Origin of the sequence: Streptomyces sp. HUAS TT11 (genome assembly GCF_051553595.1) — a bacterium.
Lineage (GTDB): Bacteria > Actinomycetota > Actinomycetes > Streptomycetales > Streptomycetaceae > Streptomyces.
Genome location: NZ_CP196184.1, coordinates 6,371,480 through 6,387,610, shown reverse-complemented (window position 1 = coordinate 6,387,610; position 16,131 = coordinate 6,371,480). Strand labels below are relative to the sequence as shown.

Sequence of the window (16,131 nt, the reverse complement as noted above, 5' to 3'; positions counted from 1 at the left end):
ACACGCCGGGTCCCGGGGCGCCGACCGGGCCGGGCCGATCGGGTGACTCCCTTGTCCCACAAGGGATGTGCGGCGGTCGCACGCGTTTCAACCGAAGTCGACGGGCAATCCGGAGAACATGTCTCCTCGATATAGCAACGGTGCGAACCAGGCCGGCACGGTCATCGCGATCGTCGCCGACGTCATGGCCTTCATCCTGGGCCTGTGGATCCTGATGTACCTGCTGGACGCCAACCGCGCCAACGACCTGGTGCAGTTCGTCCACGATGCGGCGAACTGGCTCGCGGGCTGGTCGCACGACCTGTTCACCTTCGACGAGGCGTGGGCGCGCGTGGTCGCCGGCTACGGACTGGCCGCCGTGGTCTACCTCTTCGTGGGCCACGCCATCGCCCACCGTATGCACCGGCACTGAACGGGGTCCAGGGCCTGTCGTTCGGATCATGCCGGCGTCGCCCGAAAGGCGCGGTCTCCCTCGGCCGACCTGATCCGAACGGCGGATCCTAGGCGCAGCAGTCGGCCTCCAGGCCGCGTGGAAGGCGCTCGCCCCCGAAGACCGCGCACGTCGGCTCGTCGCCGCCGAGCGCGGCCACGGCCAGCAGCAGTGAACCGGCCGTCCAGGTGGTGAGCTCCCTCGGCCAGATCGTCCGGTCCTCGAAGACGTAGCCCGTCCAGTACAGGCCCGTCTCCGGGTCCCGCAGGTGCTGGATGGACTGAAGGATCTCCAGCGCGCGGTCGGACTCGCCCACGGCCCACAGGGCCAGGGCGAGTTCGGCCGACTCGCCGCCGGTCACCCAGGGGTTGGGGACGACACAGCGCACCCCGAGACCGGGCACGACGAAGCGGTGCCAGTCCGCCTCGAGGCGCTCCTTCGCCTCGACGCCCGTCAGGGCGCCCCCCAGGACCGGGTAGTACCAGTCCATCGAGTAGCGGTCCTTGTCCAGGAAGCGCTCGGGGTGCCGGCGTATCGCGTGCCGCAGCGCCCCCACCGCCAACTCCCAGTCAGGCTGGGCCTCTTCGCGCTGTTCCGCGATCGCGAGAGCGCACCGCAGCGCATGATGGATCGAGGAGCAGCCGGTGAGCAGCGCGTCCGTCACTGCCGTTCCGTCGTCCTCGCGCTTCCAACCGATCTGCCCGCCGGGCAGTTGGAGGCGCAGCACGAACTCCACGGCCGCGTACACGGTCGGCCACATCCGGTCCAGGAACGTGTCGTCCCCGGTCGCGAGGTAGTGGTGCCACACGCCTACGGCCACGTAGGCGACGAAGTTCGTCTCCCGGCCGCGGTCGGTCACGTTCTGCGGGTCCCCGTCGGCGTACGCCGCGTACCAGGAGCCGTCCTCGTTCTGGTGCCGGGCCAGCCACTCGTAGGCCCGCTCGGCCGCTTCGTTCTCGTCGGCCGCGTCCAGCGCCATGGCCGCCTCGACGTGGTCCCACGGGTCCAGATGGTGCCCCCGGAACCACGGGATGGCCCCGTCCTCCCGCTGCACGTCGAGGAGCCCGCGGACGGTCGCGGCGGCCTCCTCGGCGGTGAGGACCCCGGGCAGGACGAGGTGTTCTGTCCGGGGGGTCGTCACTGGCCGGCCGCCTCGGAGACCCCGGAGAGACGGGGCAGATGCGGCTTTGTCGCATAGGCCACGAAGCTCTTGCCGATCAGCGGGTTCAGCGCCTGCTCGGCGACCCGGGTGGCGACGGGTTTCTTCATGATGTCCCAGACCAGGAGCTTGTGGTACGCGCGCACCGGCAGCGCCTTGTCGTTGTCGACGCCGAAGGCGCACTTGAGCCACCAGTACGGCGAGTGCAGCGCGTGCGCGTGGTGCGTGCCGTACGGCTTGAGCCCGGCCTGCCGGATCTTCGCGAGGAGCTCGTCCGCGCGGTAGATGCGGATATGGCCGCCCTCGACCTCGTGGTAGGCGTCGGACAGGGTCCAGCAGACCTTCTCGGGGCCGTAGCGCGGCACGGTGATCGCGATGCGCCCGCCCGGCTTGAGCACCCGGACCATCTCGGCGAGCACGCCCTTGTCGTCCGGGATGTGCTCCATGACCTCGGAGATGATCACGACGTCGAAGGACTCGTCGGGGAAGGGCAGCGCAAGGGCGTCCCCCTCCATGGCGGTCGCGGTGGCGCCCTCGGGGGCCTCGCCGGCCTCCTTCATCGCCGCGAACCACTTGGCGACCTCGCGGATCTCCTCGCCGTTCCGGTCGAGGGCCACGACCTGGGCTCCGCGCCGGTAGCACTCGAACGCGTGCCGTCCGGCACCGCAGCCGAGGTCCAGGACGCGGTCTCCCGGGGCGAGCGGGAACCGGGAGAAGTCGACGGTCAGCACGTGGCCCTGCTTTCGCGATTGGGTACGACGATCTCTTCGGCGGCGGCCGGCTTCCCGGCCGCGACCGCCTCTTCGGCCGCGCGGGCGGCCCGTGTCGGGGCCGGGGAGCGCCGGGAGTCCTGCCGGACGGAGGCGGCGACGGCCTCGCGGTACCGCGCCACCGTGCCCTCGGCGGCCCTGGCCCAGGTGAAGTGGCGCAATACGCGTCGGCGTCCGGCCGCTCCGAGCCGTGCCCGCAGCTCCGGGTCCCCGAGCAGCCTGCCGATCGCGGCGGCCAGCGCGCCGGCGTCGGCCGGGGGCACCGCGAGACACGTCTCGCCGTCCGCTCCCGCGACCTCGGGTACGGCACCACCGGTGGTGGCCACCAGCGGCGTACCCGTCGCCATGGCCTCGGCGGCCGGCAGCGAGAAGCCCTCGTACAGCGAGGGCACGCAGGCCACCTCGGCCGACCGCACCAGATCGACAAGTTCCGCGTCCGAGATGCCCTTGACGAAGTCGACGGCGCTCGCGAGCCCGTACCGCTCGATGGCCTGGGCGACCGGTCCGTCCTGCGCCCGCTTGCCGACCACGACCAGATGCGCCCCCGGATGTTCGGTCCGCAGCTTCGCGAGCGCCTCGATCAGGAACACCAGGCCCTTGAGCGGCACGTCCGCGCTGGACGTGGTGACGATCCGGCCGGGTACCTGCGGCACCGAGGGGTCCGGCGAGAACAGGTCCGTGTCGGCACCGATGTGCACGACGCGGATGCGGTCCCGGGAGACGCCGAGGTGGTCGACGATCTCCTGGCGGGAGGTGCCGGAGACGGTGAGCACCGAGGGCAGCCGGCGGGCCACACGCTTCTGCATCCGCGCGAACGCGTACCAGCGCCGTACGGAAAGTCTGCGCTGCCAGCCCTCGGCCGCGTCCAGCTCCAACTGGCGGTCCACGGTGATGGGGTGATGGATGGTGGTCACCAGCGGCGCCCCCACCTCACCCAACAGGCCGTAACCGAGCGTCTGGTTGTCGTGCACGACGTCGAAGTCGCCGCGCCGGGCCCGCAGATGACGGCGGGCGCGCAGCGAGAAGGTCAGCGGCTCCGGGAAGCCGCCGGTCCACATCGTCGCGACCTCGAGGGCGTCGATCCAGTCCCGGTACTCCTCGCGCCCCGGGGTGCGGAAGGGGTCGGGCTGCCGGTACAGGTCGAGGCTGGGCAGTTCGGTGAGGGTCAGGCCCTGAAGGTCCTCGCCCTCGTCGAGCACGGGGTACGGCTGGGCACCGATCACCTCGACCCGGTGGCCGAGCCGGACCAGTTCGCGCGAGAGGTGCCGGACATAGACACCCTGACCGCCGCAGAACGGGTTTCCCTTGTAGGTGAGGAGCGCGATGCGCAACGGACGGTCCCCGTCCGCGGCCAAGCCCTCCTGGGGACCCGCCTCCCTGGCCTCAGCGGTCACTCTCGGCCCCTTCTCCCTGCCATTTTCCCGCGAGATTACGTCGGGACGGTAATCTAGAACAAGTTTCAGACTTGATCGTAGGGGCTCTGAATCTACCGGCAGGTAGCGCCGCTGTGAGTGGTGGATCGGGTGATTCGCGCCACGACCGGCACCCTGCCATGCTGTCTGATCGCCCGCCCTCACCGACTGTCACGGAACGGGACCCATGCCTGCGGAAGCCAAGGTGCCAGCCAGTACCGCGCGACCGGCGGCCCAGCCGGCCTCACCACCGCTCACCGAGCGGCAGGAGGCGCGCCGCCGCCGGATCCTGCACGCGAGCGCGCAGCTGGCCAGCCGGGGCGGTTTCGACGCGGTGCAGATGCGTGAGGTCGCGGAGTCCTCGCAGGTCGCCCTGGGCACGCTCTACCGCTACTTCCCCTCGAAGGTGCATCTGCTCGTCGCCACCATGCAGGACCAGTTGGAGCACATGCACGGCACCCTGCGGAAGAAGCCGCCGTCCGGGGAGACGGCCGCGGAGCGGGTGGCGGAGACCCTGATGCGCGCCTTCCGCGCCCTGCAGCGCGAGCCTCATCTGGCCGATGCCATGGTGCGCGCGCTGACCTTCGCGGACCGCAGCGTCTCCCCGGAGGTGGACCAGGTCTCCCGTCAGACGACGGCGATCATCCTGGACGCCATGGGGCTGGACGACCCGACCCCGGAACAGCTCTCCGCGGTCCGGGTGATCGAACACACCTGGCACTCGGCCCTGATCACCTGGCTCTCGGGCCGCGCCTCCATCGCCCAGGTCAAGATCGACATCGAGACGGTGTGCCGGCTCATCGACCTCACCGGCCCCCGCGAGCGGCACTAGGCGCCGCCCCGGGCGGAGGGGGCCCGCACACGCCCGTGCCGCGGGCACGGAAAAACCTACGAGACGGGTCTGGATGACTTTCCGGTCTTTCGACCTTCCAGCCCCTCGGCCGACCGATGTCGGCCTCAGCGGAAACCGAAACCTCACGCCAAAGTCGGCAGCTTCCGGTCGAGTTTCCTCGCTCGCCTCGTAGGCACTTATCAGGATATCACCGGCACACCTGACGGGAACCCCTTAATAAAGATTTTTCGGGCAATCCGGACGGTCGTCCGCGGATCCGCTCAGTCCTCCGGCGGGAACACCGGCTCCCCGCTGTCCACCAGGGTGATCACGATCGCCTCCACCGGGCAGTTCTCCGCCGCGTCCAGGATCTGCTCGCCCGCGTCGGCGTCCGGATCCACGGGGTGGGACTGCCGTGCGCCGTCGAGGCGGAAGGCCTCGGCCGCACGGTGGACGCACTGTGCGGAGCCGATGCAGACCGAGCGGTCGACCTCGATGTGCCAGCGGTCTCCCATGCGCTACGCCTCCCCGTACCCGGCAGGCAGATGGATCATCTTGTGCTCCAGGAACTCGCCGTACCCCTCGGGCCCGAACTCCCGCCCCAGACCCGAGTTCTTGTAGCCGCCGAAGGGGCCGAGCATGTCGAGACTGAAGGTGTTCACCGAGTAGGTGCCGGTACGCACCTGCCGTGCGATGTCGATACCGTGCTCGACGTCCGCCGTCCAGACGCTGCCGCTCAGGCCGTAGTCGGAGTCGTTCGCGATCTTCACGGCCTCGTCCTCGTCGCCGTACGGGAGCAGACAGACGACCGGCCCGAAGATCTCCTCGCGGGCGATCCGCATGGTGTTGTCGACGTCGCCGAACAGGGTCGGCTCCACATACCAGCCGCGGGCAAGGCCCGCCGGGCGCCCGCCACCGGTGAGTACCTTGGCACCCTCCTCCTGGCCGATCCCGATGTAGTCGAGGTTGCGCCGTTGCTGGCGGGCGGCCACCAGCGGACCGACCTGGGTCGCCGGGTCCAGCGGATCGCCCACCACGAGCGCCCCCGCCGCGGCGGCGAGGGCCTCGGCGAACTCGTCGTAGCGCGAGCGCGGCACCAGGATGCGGGTCTGCGCCACACAGGCCTGCCCGTTGTTCATCCAGGCGGCCGGCACGATCCCCGCCACCGTCGTCGCGAGGTCCGCGTCCGGCAGGACCACGGCCGCCGACTTCCCGCCGAGCTCCAGGGTCACCCGGGTGAGATGGCGCGACGCGACCTCCATCACCCGTTTGCCGGCCGCGACCGACCCGGTGAAGGACACCTTGTCGATGCCGGGGTGCCCGACGAGGTATTCGCTGATCTCGCGGTCCGCGGGCAGGATCGACAGCACGCCCTCCGGCAGCCCGGCCTCGCGCGCGATCTCACCGAGGATGTACGCGTCCAGCGGCGACTCGGGGGACGGCTTCAGAACTGCGGTGCACCCGGCCAGCAGGGCGGGCGCGAGTTTGGCGGCGGCCACGAACTGCGGCACGTTCCACGGCACCACGGCCGCCACGACCCCGGCCGGCTCGCGACGTACGAGGATCTTCCCCAGGGCGCCGTCGCGTCGCTCCTCGTAGCTGAAGTCCCGTGCGACCGTGATCGCCGCGTCCCACACCATCATCGCGCCGAGCGCCTGGGCGAGGACGCTCCACGAGTACGGGGAGCCGTTCTCGCAGGAGATCACCCGGGCGATCTCCTCGTGCCGTACCGCGATCGCGTCCTTGATCCTGGACACGGCCGCGATCCGCTCGTCGAGCGTCATCCGCGGCCAGGGCCCCTCGTCGAAGGCCCGGCGGGCGGCGGCGACGGCCCGGTCCACGTCCTCCCGCGAGGCGTGCGGCACGCGCCCGATGACCTCCTCGGTGTGCGGCGAGACCACCTCGATGACGTCCTCGCCCAGGGGGTCGGTCAACTCCCCGCCGATGAACAGCTGTCCGTGTTCCACGAGCTCCGTCATGGCCGACTGCCTCCCCGGGGTGTCTTCTGACGATGCATCAGATATCGAAACTGATACCAGGTCCGGTCGGCGTAGTCCACGGGCGGGACACGGGGCCTGGAAGGTGACCGGGGCTACCTTCGAAACGTGTTCTAGTTATAGTGGCCGGAGGGCGGCGATTGGGGAATCCATGGCTCGGACGGCCGATCACGGCGGGGGCGTACGGTCGATCAGGGTCCCGATCCCTGACAATCCCCTCGGCCACACGCTGGTGTACGTCGTCGACACCGACCGCGGTCCGGTCCTGATCGACACGGGCTGGGACGATCCGGACTCCTGGGACGCGCTCGTCGAGGGGCTGACGGCCTGCGGCACAACGATCGCGGAGATCACGGGAGTGGTGGTCACCCATCACCACCCCGACCACCACGGTCTGTGCGGGCGGGTCCGCGAGGCGTCGGGGGCGTGGATCGCGATGCACGCGGCGGACTCCGCGATCGTCCGCAGGACCCGCGAGACCCGCCCCGAGCGCTGGTTCACGTATATGGAGGCCAAGCTGGCGGCGGCCGGCGCCCCCGAGGAGCATCTGGCACCCCTGCGCGCCGCGCGAGCCCGCGGCAGCCTGCCCGGCTTCTCCCCCGCGCTGCCCGACCGCGAGATCGTCCCCGGTGACCTCCTCGACCTCCCCGGCCGCCGGCTGCGCGCGATCTGGACCCCGGGACACACACCCGGTCATGTGTGCCTGCACCTGGAGGAGGAGCATCCCGCCGGGCTGCCCGGCCGCGGCCGTCTGTTCTCCGGAGACCATCTGCTCCCCGAGATCACCCCGCACATCGGCCTCTACGAGGACCCGGAGGGCGCCACGTCGACCGACCCCTCCACGGTCTCGGCCCCGGTCGACCGGGGGGACCCCCTCGGCGACTACCTCGACTCCCTCGAACGCATCGGGCGCCTCGCACCCGCCGAGGTGCTCCCGGCCCATCAGCACACCTTCCCCGACGCGCCCGCCCGTGTCCGGGAGTTGCTGACCCACCACGAGAAGCGGCTGACCGACCTCCTCGCGCTCCTCGGCACCCCGCTGACCCCCTGGCAGCTCGCCGAGCGCATGGAGTGGAACCGCCCCTGGGAGGAAATCCCGTACGGTTCACGCCACATCGCGGTCTCCGAGGCCGAGGCGCACGTGCGCCGGCTGGTGAAGACGGGCCGGGCGGAGGCGGTGACGGCGAGCGATCCGGTGACGTACGTGGCGGTGTGAAAGCACTCGCACCCCGCGTCCCGCCGCTGATACCAAGCAGTATGGATCCCTGGGAGCGACTCCTCGCCGAACGCGCCTGCGAGCGCCTCGTCCTCGACTTCGTCCACCGGCTCGACCTCGGCGCACCCGCCTCCGTGGCCGAGCTGTTCACGGAGGACGGCGTCCGGCGGTGGCCGGCGGGCGACAGGACCGTGCGGGGCCGAAACGCGCTGCGCCGCCACTTCGGCGGGCGTCCCGCCGACCGGCTCTCACGCCGCGTGATGTCCAACGTCCTCGTCACGGTGACGTCCCCGGACGAGGCCGCCGCCACGTCGTACTTCACGACGTACCGCGTCGACGGGTACGAGGGCGGCATGGTCCCGGCGGGTCCCCCGACCCAAGTGGGCCACTACCAGGACACCTTCGGCAGGGCGGACGGCATCTGGCTGCTCACCTCCCGCACCCTGCACCTGCCCTTCGGCGGCCCCACGCGCCGGCTCCCCCGCCAGGCGGTCCCCGACGCCGTCCGTCGGATCAACGCCTCGGCCCCGCCGAGAAGTTCGACCTCGCGCTCGCTCATGGTCGGGTTCTCCGCCCGGCGGCGCAGAGCCTCCGTCAGGCCCTCCCCGGTCAGGACCGAGGCGCCCCGCTGCCCCGCCGGGGGCGCACGCACGCCCTCCACCCGGGGTTCACCGACCACGGACACCTGCGCGAGGACCACCGCGGGCATGCCCCGGTCGAGCCCCGGGGCGCCCTCCTCGGCGGTCGCCCGGTCCATGACCTTCGACCCTTCGGCGGTCATGCTCATGCTCAGTGGGTGCAGGTCGAGGTGGAGGACGCGGACGGCCGGGTCCGACGAGTCGCGGGAGGGCAGCGCATGCAGGTCGCGCAGCAGCCGGGCCGGCAACTCCCCGGCCTCCTACGGGCCGAGGCGCCCCTGGAGCATCGCCTCCAGCCTCGCCGGCCCGGACAGTCTCTCCGTCACGAGGTCGCCGCGGGTCGCCGTCCGTACGCCGGGCGCGGGAGGAGCCGTGGCCACGGACGTGGGCCGTCACCACGGCCTCGGCCGCCGCGTCGCCCCGGCCCTCCCGCCGGCGCCGCGGCACCCGCGCGATCTCCCCGTCCGCGGGAACGGGCCCCGTCCGCGACGGACCCGCACGGTCCCGGCGCCCGGTCCGCTCGCAGGGGGCTCTCGGCTCCCCTCCTACCGGCGGGTACAGTAGCCGGGTCGTTCTCGCACCCGTACGGGGGGAAGCCGGTGGAATTCCGGCGCTGACCCGCAACCGTGAGCCACACACGTGGCGAGCCGGATCGCCCCGCACGGTTCGTGACCGGCTCACGCACACCGGCGGCCCGCCGATGTGCGGCACCGTCGAGGTCTACGGAGCCGAGCCGCCCGGAGTGTTCCGTGCTGCCCGGCTCCCCGCAGGGAGAGGCACATGAACCTCCGCCGCAGCGCCGCGGCTCTGGCAGCGGTCGCCGTGATCGGCACGGCCACGCCCGCCGTCGCCGCAGGACCGTCCCCGTCCGCGTCGCCGTCCCCGGTGATACCCGACGGTCTGTACGGCCGCACGGACCCGACGTACGACGGCGTCTGGCGCCAGTCGCTGACCCTCCTCGCCCAGGGCACCGTGGGCGTCAAGCCCGCGATCGCGGCGGTGGACTGGCTGACCGGACAGCAGTGCGCGAACGGCGCGTTCGCGGCCTTCCGCGCCGACCCCGCCGGGTCCTGCGCCGCCGAACTCATGGTCGACACCAACAGCACGGCCGCCGCCGTCCAGGCGCTCGCCGCACTCGGGGGCCACGACGCCGCCACCGGCAAGGCGGTCACCTGGCTGAAGTCCGTGCAGAACGGGGACGGCGGCTGGGGATACACGCCGGGCGGGGCCAGCGACGCGAACTCCACGTCCGTGGTCATCGGCGCCCTCGCCGCCGCGGGCGGGAACCCGCAGGACGCCCGCAAGAGCGGCAGGTCTCCCTACGACGCGCTGCTGAGGCTCGCGCTGCCCTGCGACGGAGACGGGGCGGGTGCCTTCGCCTACCAGCCGGACAAGAAGGGCGCGTTGGCGGCCAACGCGGACGCGACGGCGGCGGCCGTGCTCGGCGCGCTCGGCAAGGGGCTGGCCGGGGACGACGCCAAGCCCGACGGCACACCCCTGGTCTGCGGGAACGCCGACGATCCGGAACAGGCCGCACACAACGCCGCCGCCTACCTCCGCAAGTCACTGGCCAAGGACAAGCACCTCACCCAGGAGCTGCCCGGCGCCAAGCCGCAACCCGACTACGGCAACACGGCGGACGCGGTCGTCGCGCTCGCCACCGTCGGCCAGGGCGACCGGGCGGCCGATGCGCTGCGCTGGCTGGAGACCCACTACGCGCAGTGGGCGAAGCAGAGCGGACCGGCCGCGTACGCCCAGCTGATCCTCGCCGCGAACGCGGCGGGCTCCGACCCGCGCCACTTCGGCGGCCAGGACCTGGTCCGGCTCATGGACGCGACCGGACCGGCCCCCGCCTCGGTCCCCGACGCCAAGGGCTCCCGGCCGCACGGCTCCGAGGACGCGGCGAAGTCCGACAAGGACGAGGGTGCCCTCCGCGTCGCCTGGATCGTCGGCGCCTGTCTGCTCGCCCTGACCGCCGGCGGCATCCTGTACACCTCCCGGGGCGGGAGGCGCCAGCCGTGAGCCGACGCGTCTGCGCCCTGCTCCTGGCCCCCCTGCTCCTGCTGCTGGGGGCCGCCGGGCAGGCGCAGGCCGCCGGGTACCGTTACTGGTCCTTCTGGGAGCGCGACGGCGGCCACTGGACCTACGCCACCCAGGGCCCCTCGACCGCCCGACCGGCCGACGGTGACGTCCAGGGCTTCCGCTTCGCCGTCAGCGAGGACTCCGCGGACGCCACCGCACCGCGTGGGGCCGCGGACTTCGACGCCGTCTGCGACGGGACGCCCGCACGGTCGGGCCAGAAGCGGGTGGCGCTCGTCATCGACTTCGGTACGCCCTCGGACGCCGGTTCGGGCCAGACCCCGCCCGCCGCGCGCACCGCCTGCGCCCGCATACCCGGGGACGCGACGACGGCGGACGCCCTGGCCGCGGTCGCGGGGCCCCTCCGCTACGACACGAACGCCCTGCTGTGCGCGATAGCGGGCTATCCGCGGCAGGGGTGCGGGGAGCAGGTGGCGGCGGAGAAGCACCCCGCGCGGACCGAGGACGAGCCCCACCACGGCCCGTCGGTGGGCGTGTTCGCGGGCGTCGCCGCCGTGGTCGTCCTGGGTGCGGCGGCGCTGTGGCAGGCACGCCGCCGCAGGAGCTGACGATGGCGCCCCCGACCGGTCGCGGCCGACCGGCCGTCCACCCGGGCGCCTGGTGGCTGTGGTCACTGGGGCTCGCCGTCGCGGCCACCCGTACCACCAACCCACTGGTGCTGGCCCTCCTCGTCGCCGTGTCCTCGTACGTCGTCGCGGCCCGCCGCACACGGGATCCGTGGTCCCGCTCCTACGCGGCCTTCGCCAGACTCGCCCTCGCGGTCCTCGTCATCCGTCTGGTCTTCGCCGTGGTCCTCGGCTCGCCCGTCCCCGGCACCCACACCGTCCTGACCCTGCCCGAAGTCCCCCTGCCGCACTGGGCCCAGGGCATCCGCATCGGCGGCCGGGTCACCGCCGAAGGCCTTGTCTTCGCCCTGTACGACGGCCTCAAACTGGCCACCCTGCTCATCTGCGTCGGCGCCGCCAACGCGCTGGCGAATCCGGCCCGGCTGCTCAAGGCGCTCCCGGGCGCCCTGTACGAGACGGGCGTGGCGGTCGTCGTGGCCCTCACCTTCGCCCCGCACCTCGTCGCCGACGTCCGGCGCCTGCGCGCGGCGCGCCGGCTGCGCGGCCGGCCCGACCGGGGCCTGCGCGGACTGCTCCAGGTCGGACTGCCCGTCCTGGAAGGCGCACTGGAACGCTCGGTCGCCCTCGCCGCCGCGATGGACGCCCGCGGCTTCGGCCGCACCGCCGACGTACCCCCCGCCGTCCGGCGCACCACCGCCGCCCTCACCCTGGGCGGCCTCCTCGGCGTCTGCGCGGGAACGTACGGACTGCTGACGGCCGAAGGGGGCGTCTACGGTCTTCCCGTCCTGCTCGTGGGCGTCGCCGCCGCCGTCGCCGGCCTCCGGCTCGGCGGCCGGCGCTCGCCGCGCACGCGCTACCGGCCGGACGTCTGGGGCGCACGGGCGTGGCTGGTCGCCGGTTCCGGGATCGTGGCGGCGGCGGTGCTGGCCGTCGCCGCCGCCCTGGACCCCGCGGCCCTGCACCCCGGTGTCGTCCCGCTGGCCGCTCCGGCGCTGCCCCTGCTGCCCGCCGCGGCCGTGCTGGTCGGTCTGCTGCCCGCGTTCGTCACCCCCGCACCCGAGGAGTCCGCGTGATCCGCTTCGAGGATGTCTCCGTGAGGTACGACGGGGCAGCCGAACCCGCCGTCGAGGGCGTCGACTTCGAGGTCCCGGAGGGTGAACTGACGCTGCTGGTCGGCCCGTCCGGGGTCGGCAAGTCCACGGTGCTGGGCGCGGTGAGCGGACTGGTGCCGCATTTCACCGGCGGCACCCTGCGCGGCCGTGTCACCGTGGCCGGGCGCGACACCCGGACCCACAAGCCGCGTGAACTCGCCGATGTGGTGGGCACGGTGGGGCAGGATCCGCTGTCCCACTTCGTGACGGACACGGTGGAGGACGAACTCGCTTACGGCATGGAGTCGTTGGGGCTGGCCCCGGCCGTCATGCGGCGGCGGGTCGAGGAGACCCTGGACCTGCTGGGTCTCGCCGATCTGCGGAACCGGCCGATCGCCACCCTGTCCGGCGGCCAGCAGCAGCGCGTCGCGATCGGCTCGGTGCTCACCCCCCACCCGAAGGTCCTCGTCCTCGACGAACCGACCTCCGCTCTGGACCCCGCGGCGGCCGAAGAGGTCCTCGCGGTCCTGCAGCGGCTCGTCCACGATCTCGGTACGACGGTCCTGCTCGCCGAGCACCGGCTGGAACGGGTCGTCCAGTACGCCGACCGGGTCGTCCTGCTCCCCGGCCCACGTGTCCGTCCGGTCATCGGCGCCCCGGCGGAGGTCATGGCCCTGTCCCCGGTGTATCCGCCGGTGGTGGACCTGGGCCGGCTGGCGGGCTGGTCGCCCCTGCCCCTCACGGTGCGCGACGCCCGCCGCCGCGCGGACGCCCTGCGCGAACGGCTCGCGGGCGCGTCGCCCGTGGACGGCCGGGATCCGTCGCACCGCGCGGCGTCGAGCCCCGGTACCGAAGTCCCCGTCCCGCGCCGCTTCCTGCGCCGGCGCACCGTCCCGGACGCCGCGGAGGCCCACCCCGCGGCCGCCGTGACCTCCCTGGCCGTCCGCCGCGGTGCCGTCGAGGCGCTGCGCCGGGTCGACCTGACCGTCACCGCGGGTGAGACCGTGGCCCTCATGGGGCGCAACGGGGCCGGGAAGTCCACGCTCCTGTCCGCGCTCGTCGGGCTCGTCGAACCGGCCCGTGGCGCGGTACGGACCGGCGGCGTGGTGCCGCACCGCACCGCACCGCGCGACCTGGTACGGCGCGTGGGCCTCGTACCGCAGGAGCCACGGGACCTGTTGTACGCGGACACGGTGGGCGCCGAGTGCGCGGCCGCGGACCGGGACGCGGACGCCGCCCCCGGCAGCTGCCGGGCCCTGGTGACGGAACTGCTGCCCGGCGTCACCGACGATGCGCACCCGAGGGATCTGTCGGAGGGACAGCGGCTGGCGCTCGCCCTGGCCGTGATCCTCACGGCACGCCCCCGGCTGCTGCTCCTGGACGAGCCGACACGCGGACTGGACTACGCGGCGAAGGCGCGTCTGGTCGCCGTGCTGCGCGGGCTCGCCGCCGAGGGGCATGCCATCGTGCTGGCCACCCATGACGTGGAGCTGGCCGCGGAACTCGCCCACCGGGTGGTGATCCTGGCCGAGGGCGAGGTCGTCGCCGACGGGCCGGCCGCCGAGGTGGTCGTCGCGTCCCCCTCGTTCGCACCCCAGGTGACGAAGGTCCTCGCCCCGCAGCAGTGGCTCACCGTCGCCCAGGTCCGGGAGGCGCTGTCGTCATGACACCCCGCACACCGAATCCGGCCGCCACCTCCCGGGCCCGTCCCGTCCGCCTGGGCCCCCGGTCCGTCGCCGCTCTCGCGCTGGTGAGCGCGGTCGGTGCCGCGGGGTTCACCTGGCCCCTGTTCGCCGACCCCGACTCGCAGGTCGGCGCGCACGCCCAGGACGCACCCTGGCTCTTCGCCGGTCTGCTGGTGCTGCTCGTCGCCGTCGTCGCGGCGACGATCTCCGAGTCGGGGCTCGGTCCCAAGGCGGTGGCGATGCTCGGCGTGCTCGCCGCGACCGGCGCGGCCCTGCGGCCGATCGGTGCAGGGACCGCCGGCATCGAGCCGATGTTCTTCCTGATGGTGCTGAGCGGGCGGGTGCTCGGGCCCGGCTTCGGGTTCGTCCTGGGAAACGTGACGATGTTCGCCTCCGCCCTGCTGACGGGCGGGGTGGGACCCTGGCTGCCGTTCCAGATGCTGGCCATGGGCTGGTTCACCCTGGGCGCGGGGCTGCTGCCGGGCAACCGGCTGCGGGGACGGGGCGAGGCGGCGATGCTCGCCGGATACGGCTTCCTGGCCGCGTTCGCGTACGGCACGGTGATGAACCTCGCCGGCTGGCCCTATATGAGCGCGCTCGCCTCCGGCATCGCCTTCGACCCGCATGCCGGGCTCGCCGCCAACCTGGCCCGCTTCGTCGCCTACTGCGTGGCCACCTCACTGGGCTGGGACCTCGGGCGGGCCGCCGTCACGGTCGTCCTGACCTTCTTCCTCGGTCCGGCCGTGCTCAGGGCACTGCGGCGGGCGACCCGGCGTGCCGCCTTCGAGAGCCCGATCGCCTTCGAGCCGCGCTGAGACGAGACACCGGTCACATCCCGACTCACCGGCATGCGGCGCAGGTCACACCCTTCGGCTCCGCTCCGTGTCACCTCCTCGACGGTCGGTGACCCAAACCGTGACGAGCCCCACGTGAGCGGGGTCACCTACGGCCCGTGGCCGTAGATCGAGCGGACGAGCATGAGCGCGGCAATCCAGGCTCCGACCTGGGGATTGAGAGCCAGGTCACACGAGCACCACACATCCCCGATGCGACCACAACTAGTAAAAAGGGTCATTGCGGACATTCCTCGAGCCTGCTTCTCTGGATGACGTCGCCGGGCGCCGACGAGCCCACACGGGCCGCGGCGCCGACGTACGCCCCCACCGCACCCCACGCGGTAACGGCATGCCTGCGACTCCTTGTCCCCGAACGAAAAGGTTCTCTGTGTCCGTCTCCTTCATCCGCCGCGTCGCTTCCCCGAAGAAGGCCTTCGCCACTGCCGCCGTCGCCGCCGCCGCGTCCGGCATGCTGCTCACCTCGGTGCCCGCCCACGCGGCCACCGACTCGGCCTCCAACGCCCGGGCGATCGCGCACCAGATGATTCCTGACGCCGCGCAGTACGAAGCGTTCAACAAGATCGTCTCCCACGAGAGCGGCTGGAACATGCACGCCACCAACGCCTCGTCCGGCGCCTACGGCCTGGTCCAGGCGCTGCCCGCCTCCAAGATGGCCTCCGCCGGCGCCGACTGGAAGACCAACCCGGCCACCCAGATCAAGTGGGGCCTGAACTACATGAACTCCCGTTACGGCAGCCCCGTCGCCGCGTGGAACTTCTGGTCCACCCACCACTGGTACTGAGCCGGCCGAGCTCACGCTGCCGCGAAGGCGGCGGTCCCCCTCCGGGACCGCCGCCTTCGGCATGTCCGCATACGCCCGCCGCTTGCGCGCGGTGTGCGGGGTCAGAGCACCAGGCACTCGAACCACACGGTCTTGCCGTCCGAAGGCTCCGGCTCCACACCCCACTTGTCGACGACGGCGTCGACGAGCAGCAGCCCGCGTCCGCCTTCCGCGTCCGGGGCCGGCGCGTGCGGCACCGAGGGAAGCCGGGAGCACCCGTCGCTCACCTCCACCCGGACTCCCGCGGCCTGCCGCAGGACCAGCAGCGTGCAGTGCCGGTCGGGCACATGGCGCACGACGTTGGCGACCAGCTCGGTCACGGCCAGTTCCACGGCGTCCGCCAGGTCCGCCATGTCCCACTCGCGCAGGAGGGAGCGGACGATGCGGCGGACATGCCGGGCCGAGTGCTCGCCCACGACGAGGCGCATGCGGTACTGGTTCGCGAAGGCACCCAGGAGGGGCGGGGAAATGTAGTCGTTCACCGTACAAGGCTGACCTGGTACGACTACGCTCGGCTACGGATCGGATACAACCGGCCTCGCGGTGGGCCCGGTTGCG

General features: G+C 72.7%; 15 protein-coding genes, 1 pseudogene and 1 riboswitch. Of the genes and pseudogenes, 10 read left to right on the top strand and 6 right to left on the bottom strand.

Annotated features, from left to right (window positions below; all coding sequences use genetic code 11):
- Positions 1-118 precede the first annotated feature (118 nt).
- Complete coding sequence (locus ACSHXN_RS28500; protein WP_355132145.1) at positions 119-412, top strand: hypothetical protein; 294 nt, start codon at positions 119-121, stop codon at positions 410-412.
- Between the two features lie 88 nt (positions 413-500).
- Here ACSHXN_RS28500 and ACSHXN_RS28495 read toward each other — a convergent pair whose 3' ends face one another.
- Genes ACSHXN_RS28495 through ACSHXN_RS28485 form a run of 3 tightly spaced genes read right to left on the bottom strand, consistent with a single transcriptional unit; the run spans position 501 to position 3,753 of the window.
- The gene (locus ACSHXN_RS28495) at positions 501-1,571 is read right to left on the bottom strand and encodes a prenyltransferase/squalene oxidase repeat-containing protein (protein ID WP_355132144.1); all 1,071 of its coding nucleotides are present in this window, start codon (positions 1,569-1,571) and stop codon (positions 501-503) included.
- Complete coding sequence (locus ACSHXN_RS28490; RefSeq protein WP_355132143.1) at positions 1,568-2,320, bottom strand: class I SAM-dependent methyltransferase; 753 nt, start codon at positions 2,318-2,320, stop codon at positions 1,568-1,570. Before ACSHXN_RS28490 ends, ACSHXN_RS28495 begins: the two co-directional genes overlap by 4 nt.
- The gene (locus tag ACSHXN_RS28485; RefSeq protein ID WP_355132142.1) at positions 2,314-3,753 is read right to left on the bottom strand and encodes a glycosyltransferase family 4 protein; all 1,440 of its coding nucleotides are present in this window, start codon (positions 3,751-3,753) and stop codon (positions 2,314-2,316) included. Before ACSHXN_RS28485 ends, ACSHXN_RS28490 begins: the two co-directional genes overlap by 7 nt.
- Positions 3,754-3,958: 205 nt before the next feature.
- On the opposite strand from ACSHXN_RS28485, the gene ACSHXN_RS28480 reads away from it, so the two are divergent.
- Positions 3,959-4,603, top strand: coding sequence for a TetR family transcriptional regulator (locus ACSHXN_RS28480; RefSeq protein WP_355132141.1), 645 nt, complete (start codon positions 3,959-3,961; stop codon positions 4,601-4,603).
- 281 nt (positions 4,604-4,884) lie between these two features.
- On the opposite strand, the gene ACSHXN_RS28475 is transcribed toward ACSHXN_RS28480, so the two are convergent.
- Positions 4,885-5,118, bottom strand: coding sequence for a ferredoxin (locus ACSHXN_RS28475; protein WP_355132140.1), 234 nt, complete (start codon positions 5,116-5,118; stop codon positions 4,885-4,887).
- A gap of 3 nt (positions 5,119-5,121) precedes the next feature.
- Positions 5,122-6,582: an aldehyde dehydrogenase gene (locus ACSHXN_RS28470; protein WP_438304135.1), complete on the bottom strand. Its 1,461-nt coding sequence runs from the start codon at positions 6,580-6,582 to the stop codon at positions 5,122-5,124.
- Positions 6,583-6,751: 169 nt separating this feature from the next.
- Here ACSHXN_RS28470 and ACSHXN_RS28465 point away from each other — a divergent pair, with 169 nt between their 5' ends.
- From ACSHXN_RS28465 to ACSHXN_RS28430, 8 genes and pseudogenes are all read left to right on the top strand, one after another.
- A complete protein-coding gene (locus ACSHXN_RS28465; protein WP_356293178.1) occupies positions 6,752-7,816 on the top strand; it encodes an MBL fold metallo-hydrolase in 1,065 nt (354 codons plus the stop codon).
- A gap of 41 nt (positions 7,817-7,857) precedes the next feature.
- Positions 7,858-8,298 (top strand): annotated as a pseudogene (locus tag ACSHXN_RS28460) (nuclear transport factor 2 family protein); the annotation flags it as partial.
- 705 nt (positions 8,299-9,003) lie between these two features.
- Positions 9,004-9,133: riboswitch (cobalamin riboswitch) on the top strand.
- Positions 9,134-9,234: 101 nt separating this feature from the next.
- Positions 9,235-10,476 carry a prenyltransferase/squalene oxidase repeat-containing protein gene (locus tag ACSHXN_RS28455; protein ID WP_438304133.1) on the top strand — a complete coding sequence of 414 codons (1,242 nt, stop codon included), beginning with the start codon at positions 9,235-9,237 and terminating at the stop codon, positions 10,474-10,476.
- Positions 10,473-11,102, top strand: a complete 630-nt coding sequence (locus ACSHXN_RS28450) for an SCO2322 family protein (protein ID WP_438304131.1) — start codon at positions 10,473-10,475, stop codon at positions 11,100-11,102. Before ACSHXN_RS28455 ends, ACSHXN_RS28450 begins: the two co-directional genes overlap by 4 nt.
- Before the next feature lie 2 nt (positions 11,103-11,104).
- Positions 11,105-12,193 carry an energy-coupling factor transporter transmembrane component T gene (locus ACSHXN_RS28445; protein ID WP_355132135.1) on the top strand — a complete coding sequence of 363 codons (1,089 nt, stop codon included), beginning with the start codon at positions 11,105-11,107 and terminating at the stop codon, positions 12,191-12,193.
- Positions 12,190-13,878: an ABC transporter ATP-binding protein gene (locus ACSHXN_RS28440; RefSeq protein WP_355132134.1), complete on the top strand. Its 1,689-nt coding sequence runs from the start codon at positions 12,190-12,192 to the stop codon at positions 13,876-13,878. The genes ACSHXN_RS28445 and ACSHXN_RS28440 overlap by 4 nt, the downstream gene beginning before the upstream one ends.
- A complete protein-coding gene (locus tag ACSHXN_RS28435) occupies positions 13,875-14,711 on the top strand; it encodes an ECF transporter S component (RefSeq protein WP_355132133.1) in 837 nt (278 codons plus the stop codon). Before ACSHXN_RS28440 ends, ACSHXN_RS28435 begins: the two co-directional genes overlap by 4 nt.
- Positions 14,712-15,120: 409 nt before the next feature.
- Positions 15,121-15,534, top strand: a complete 414-nt coding sequence (locus tag ACSHXN_RS28430; RefSeq protein ID WP_355132132.1) for a transglycosylase SLT domain-containing protein — start codon at positions 15,121-15,123, stop codon at positions 15,532-15,534.
- Positions 15,535-15,635: 101 nt separating this feature from the next.
- Here ACSHXN_RS28430 and ACSHXN_RS28425 read toward each other — a convergent pair whose 3' ends face one another.
- Positions 15,636-16,055: an ATP-binding protein gene (locus tag ACSHXN_RS28425; RefSeq protein WP_438304127.1), complete on the bottom strand. Its 420-nt coding sequence runs from the start codon at positions 16,053-16,055 to the stop codon at positions 15,636-15,638.
- Positions 16,056-16,131 lie beyond the last annotated feature (76 nt).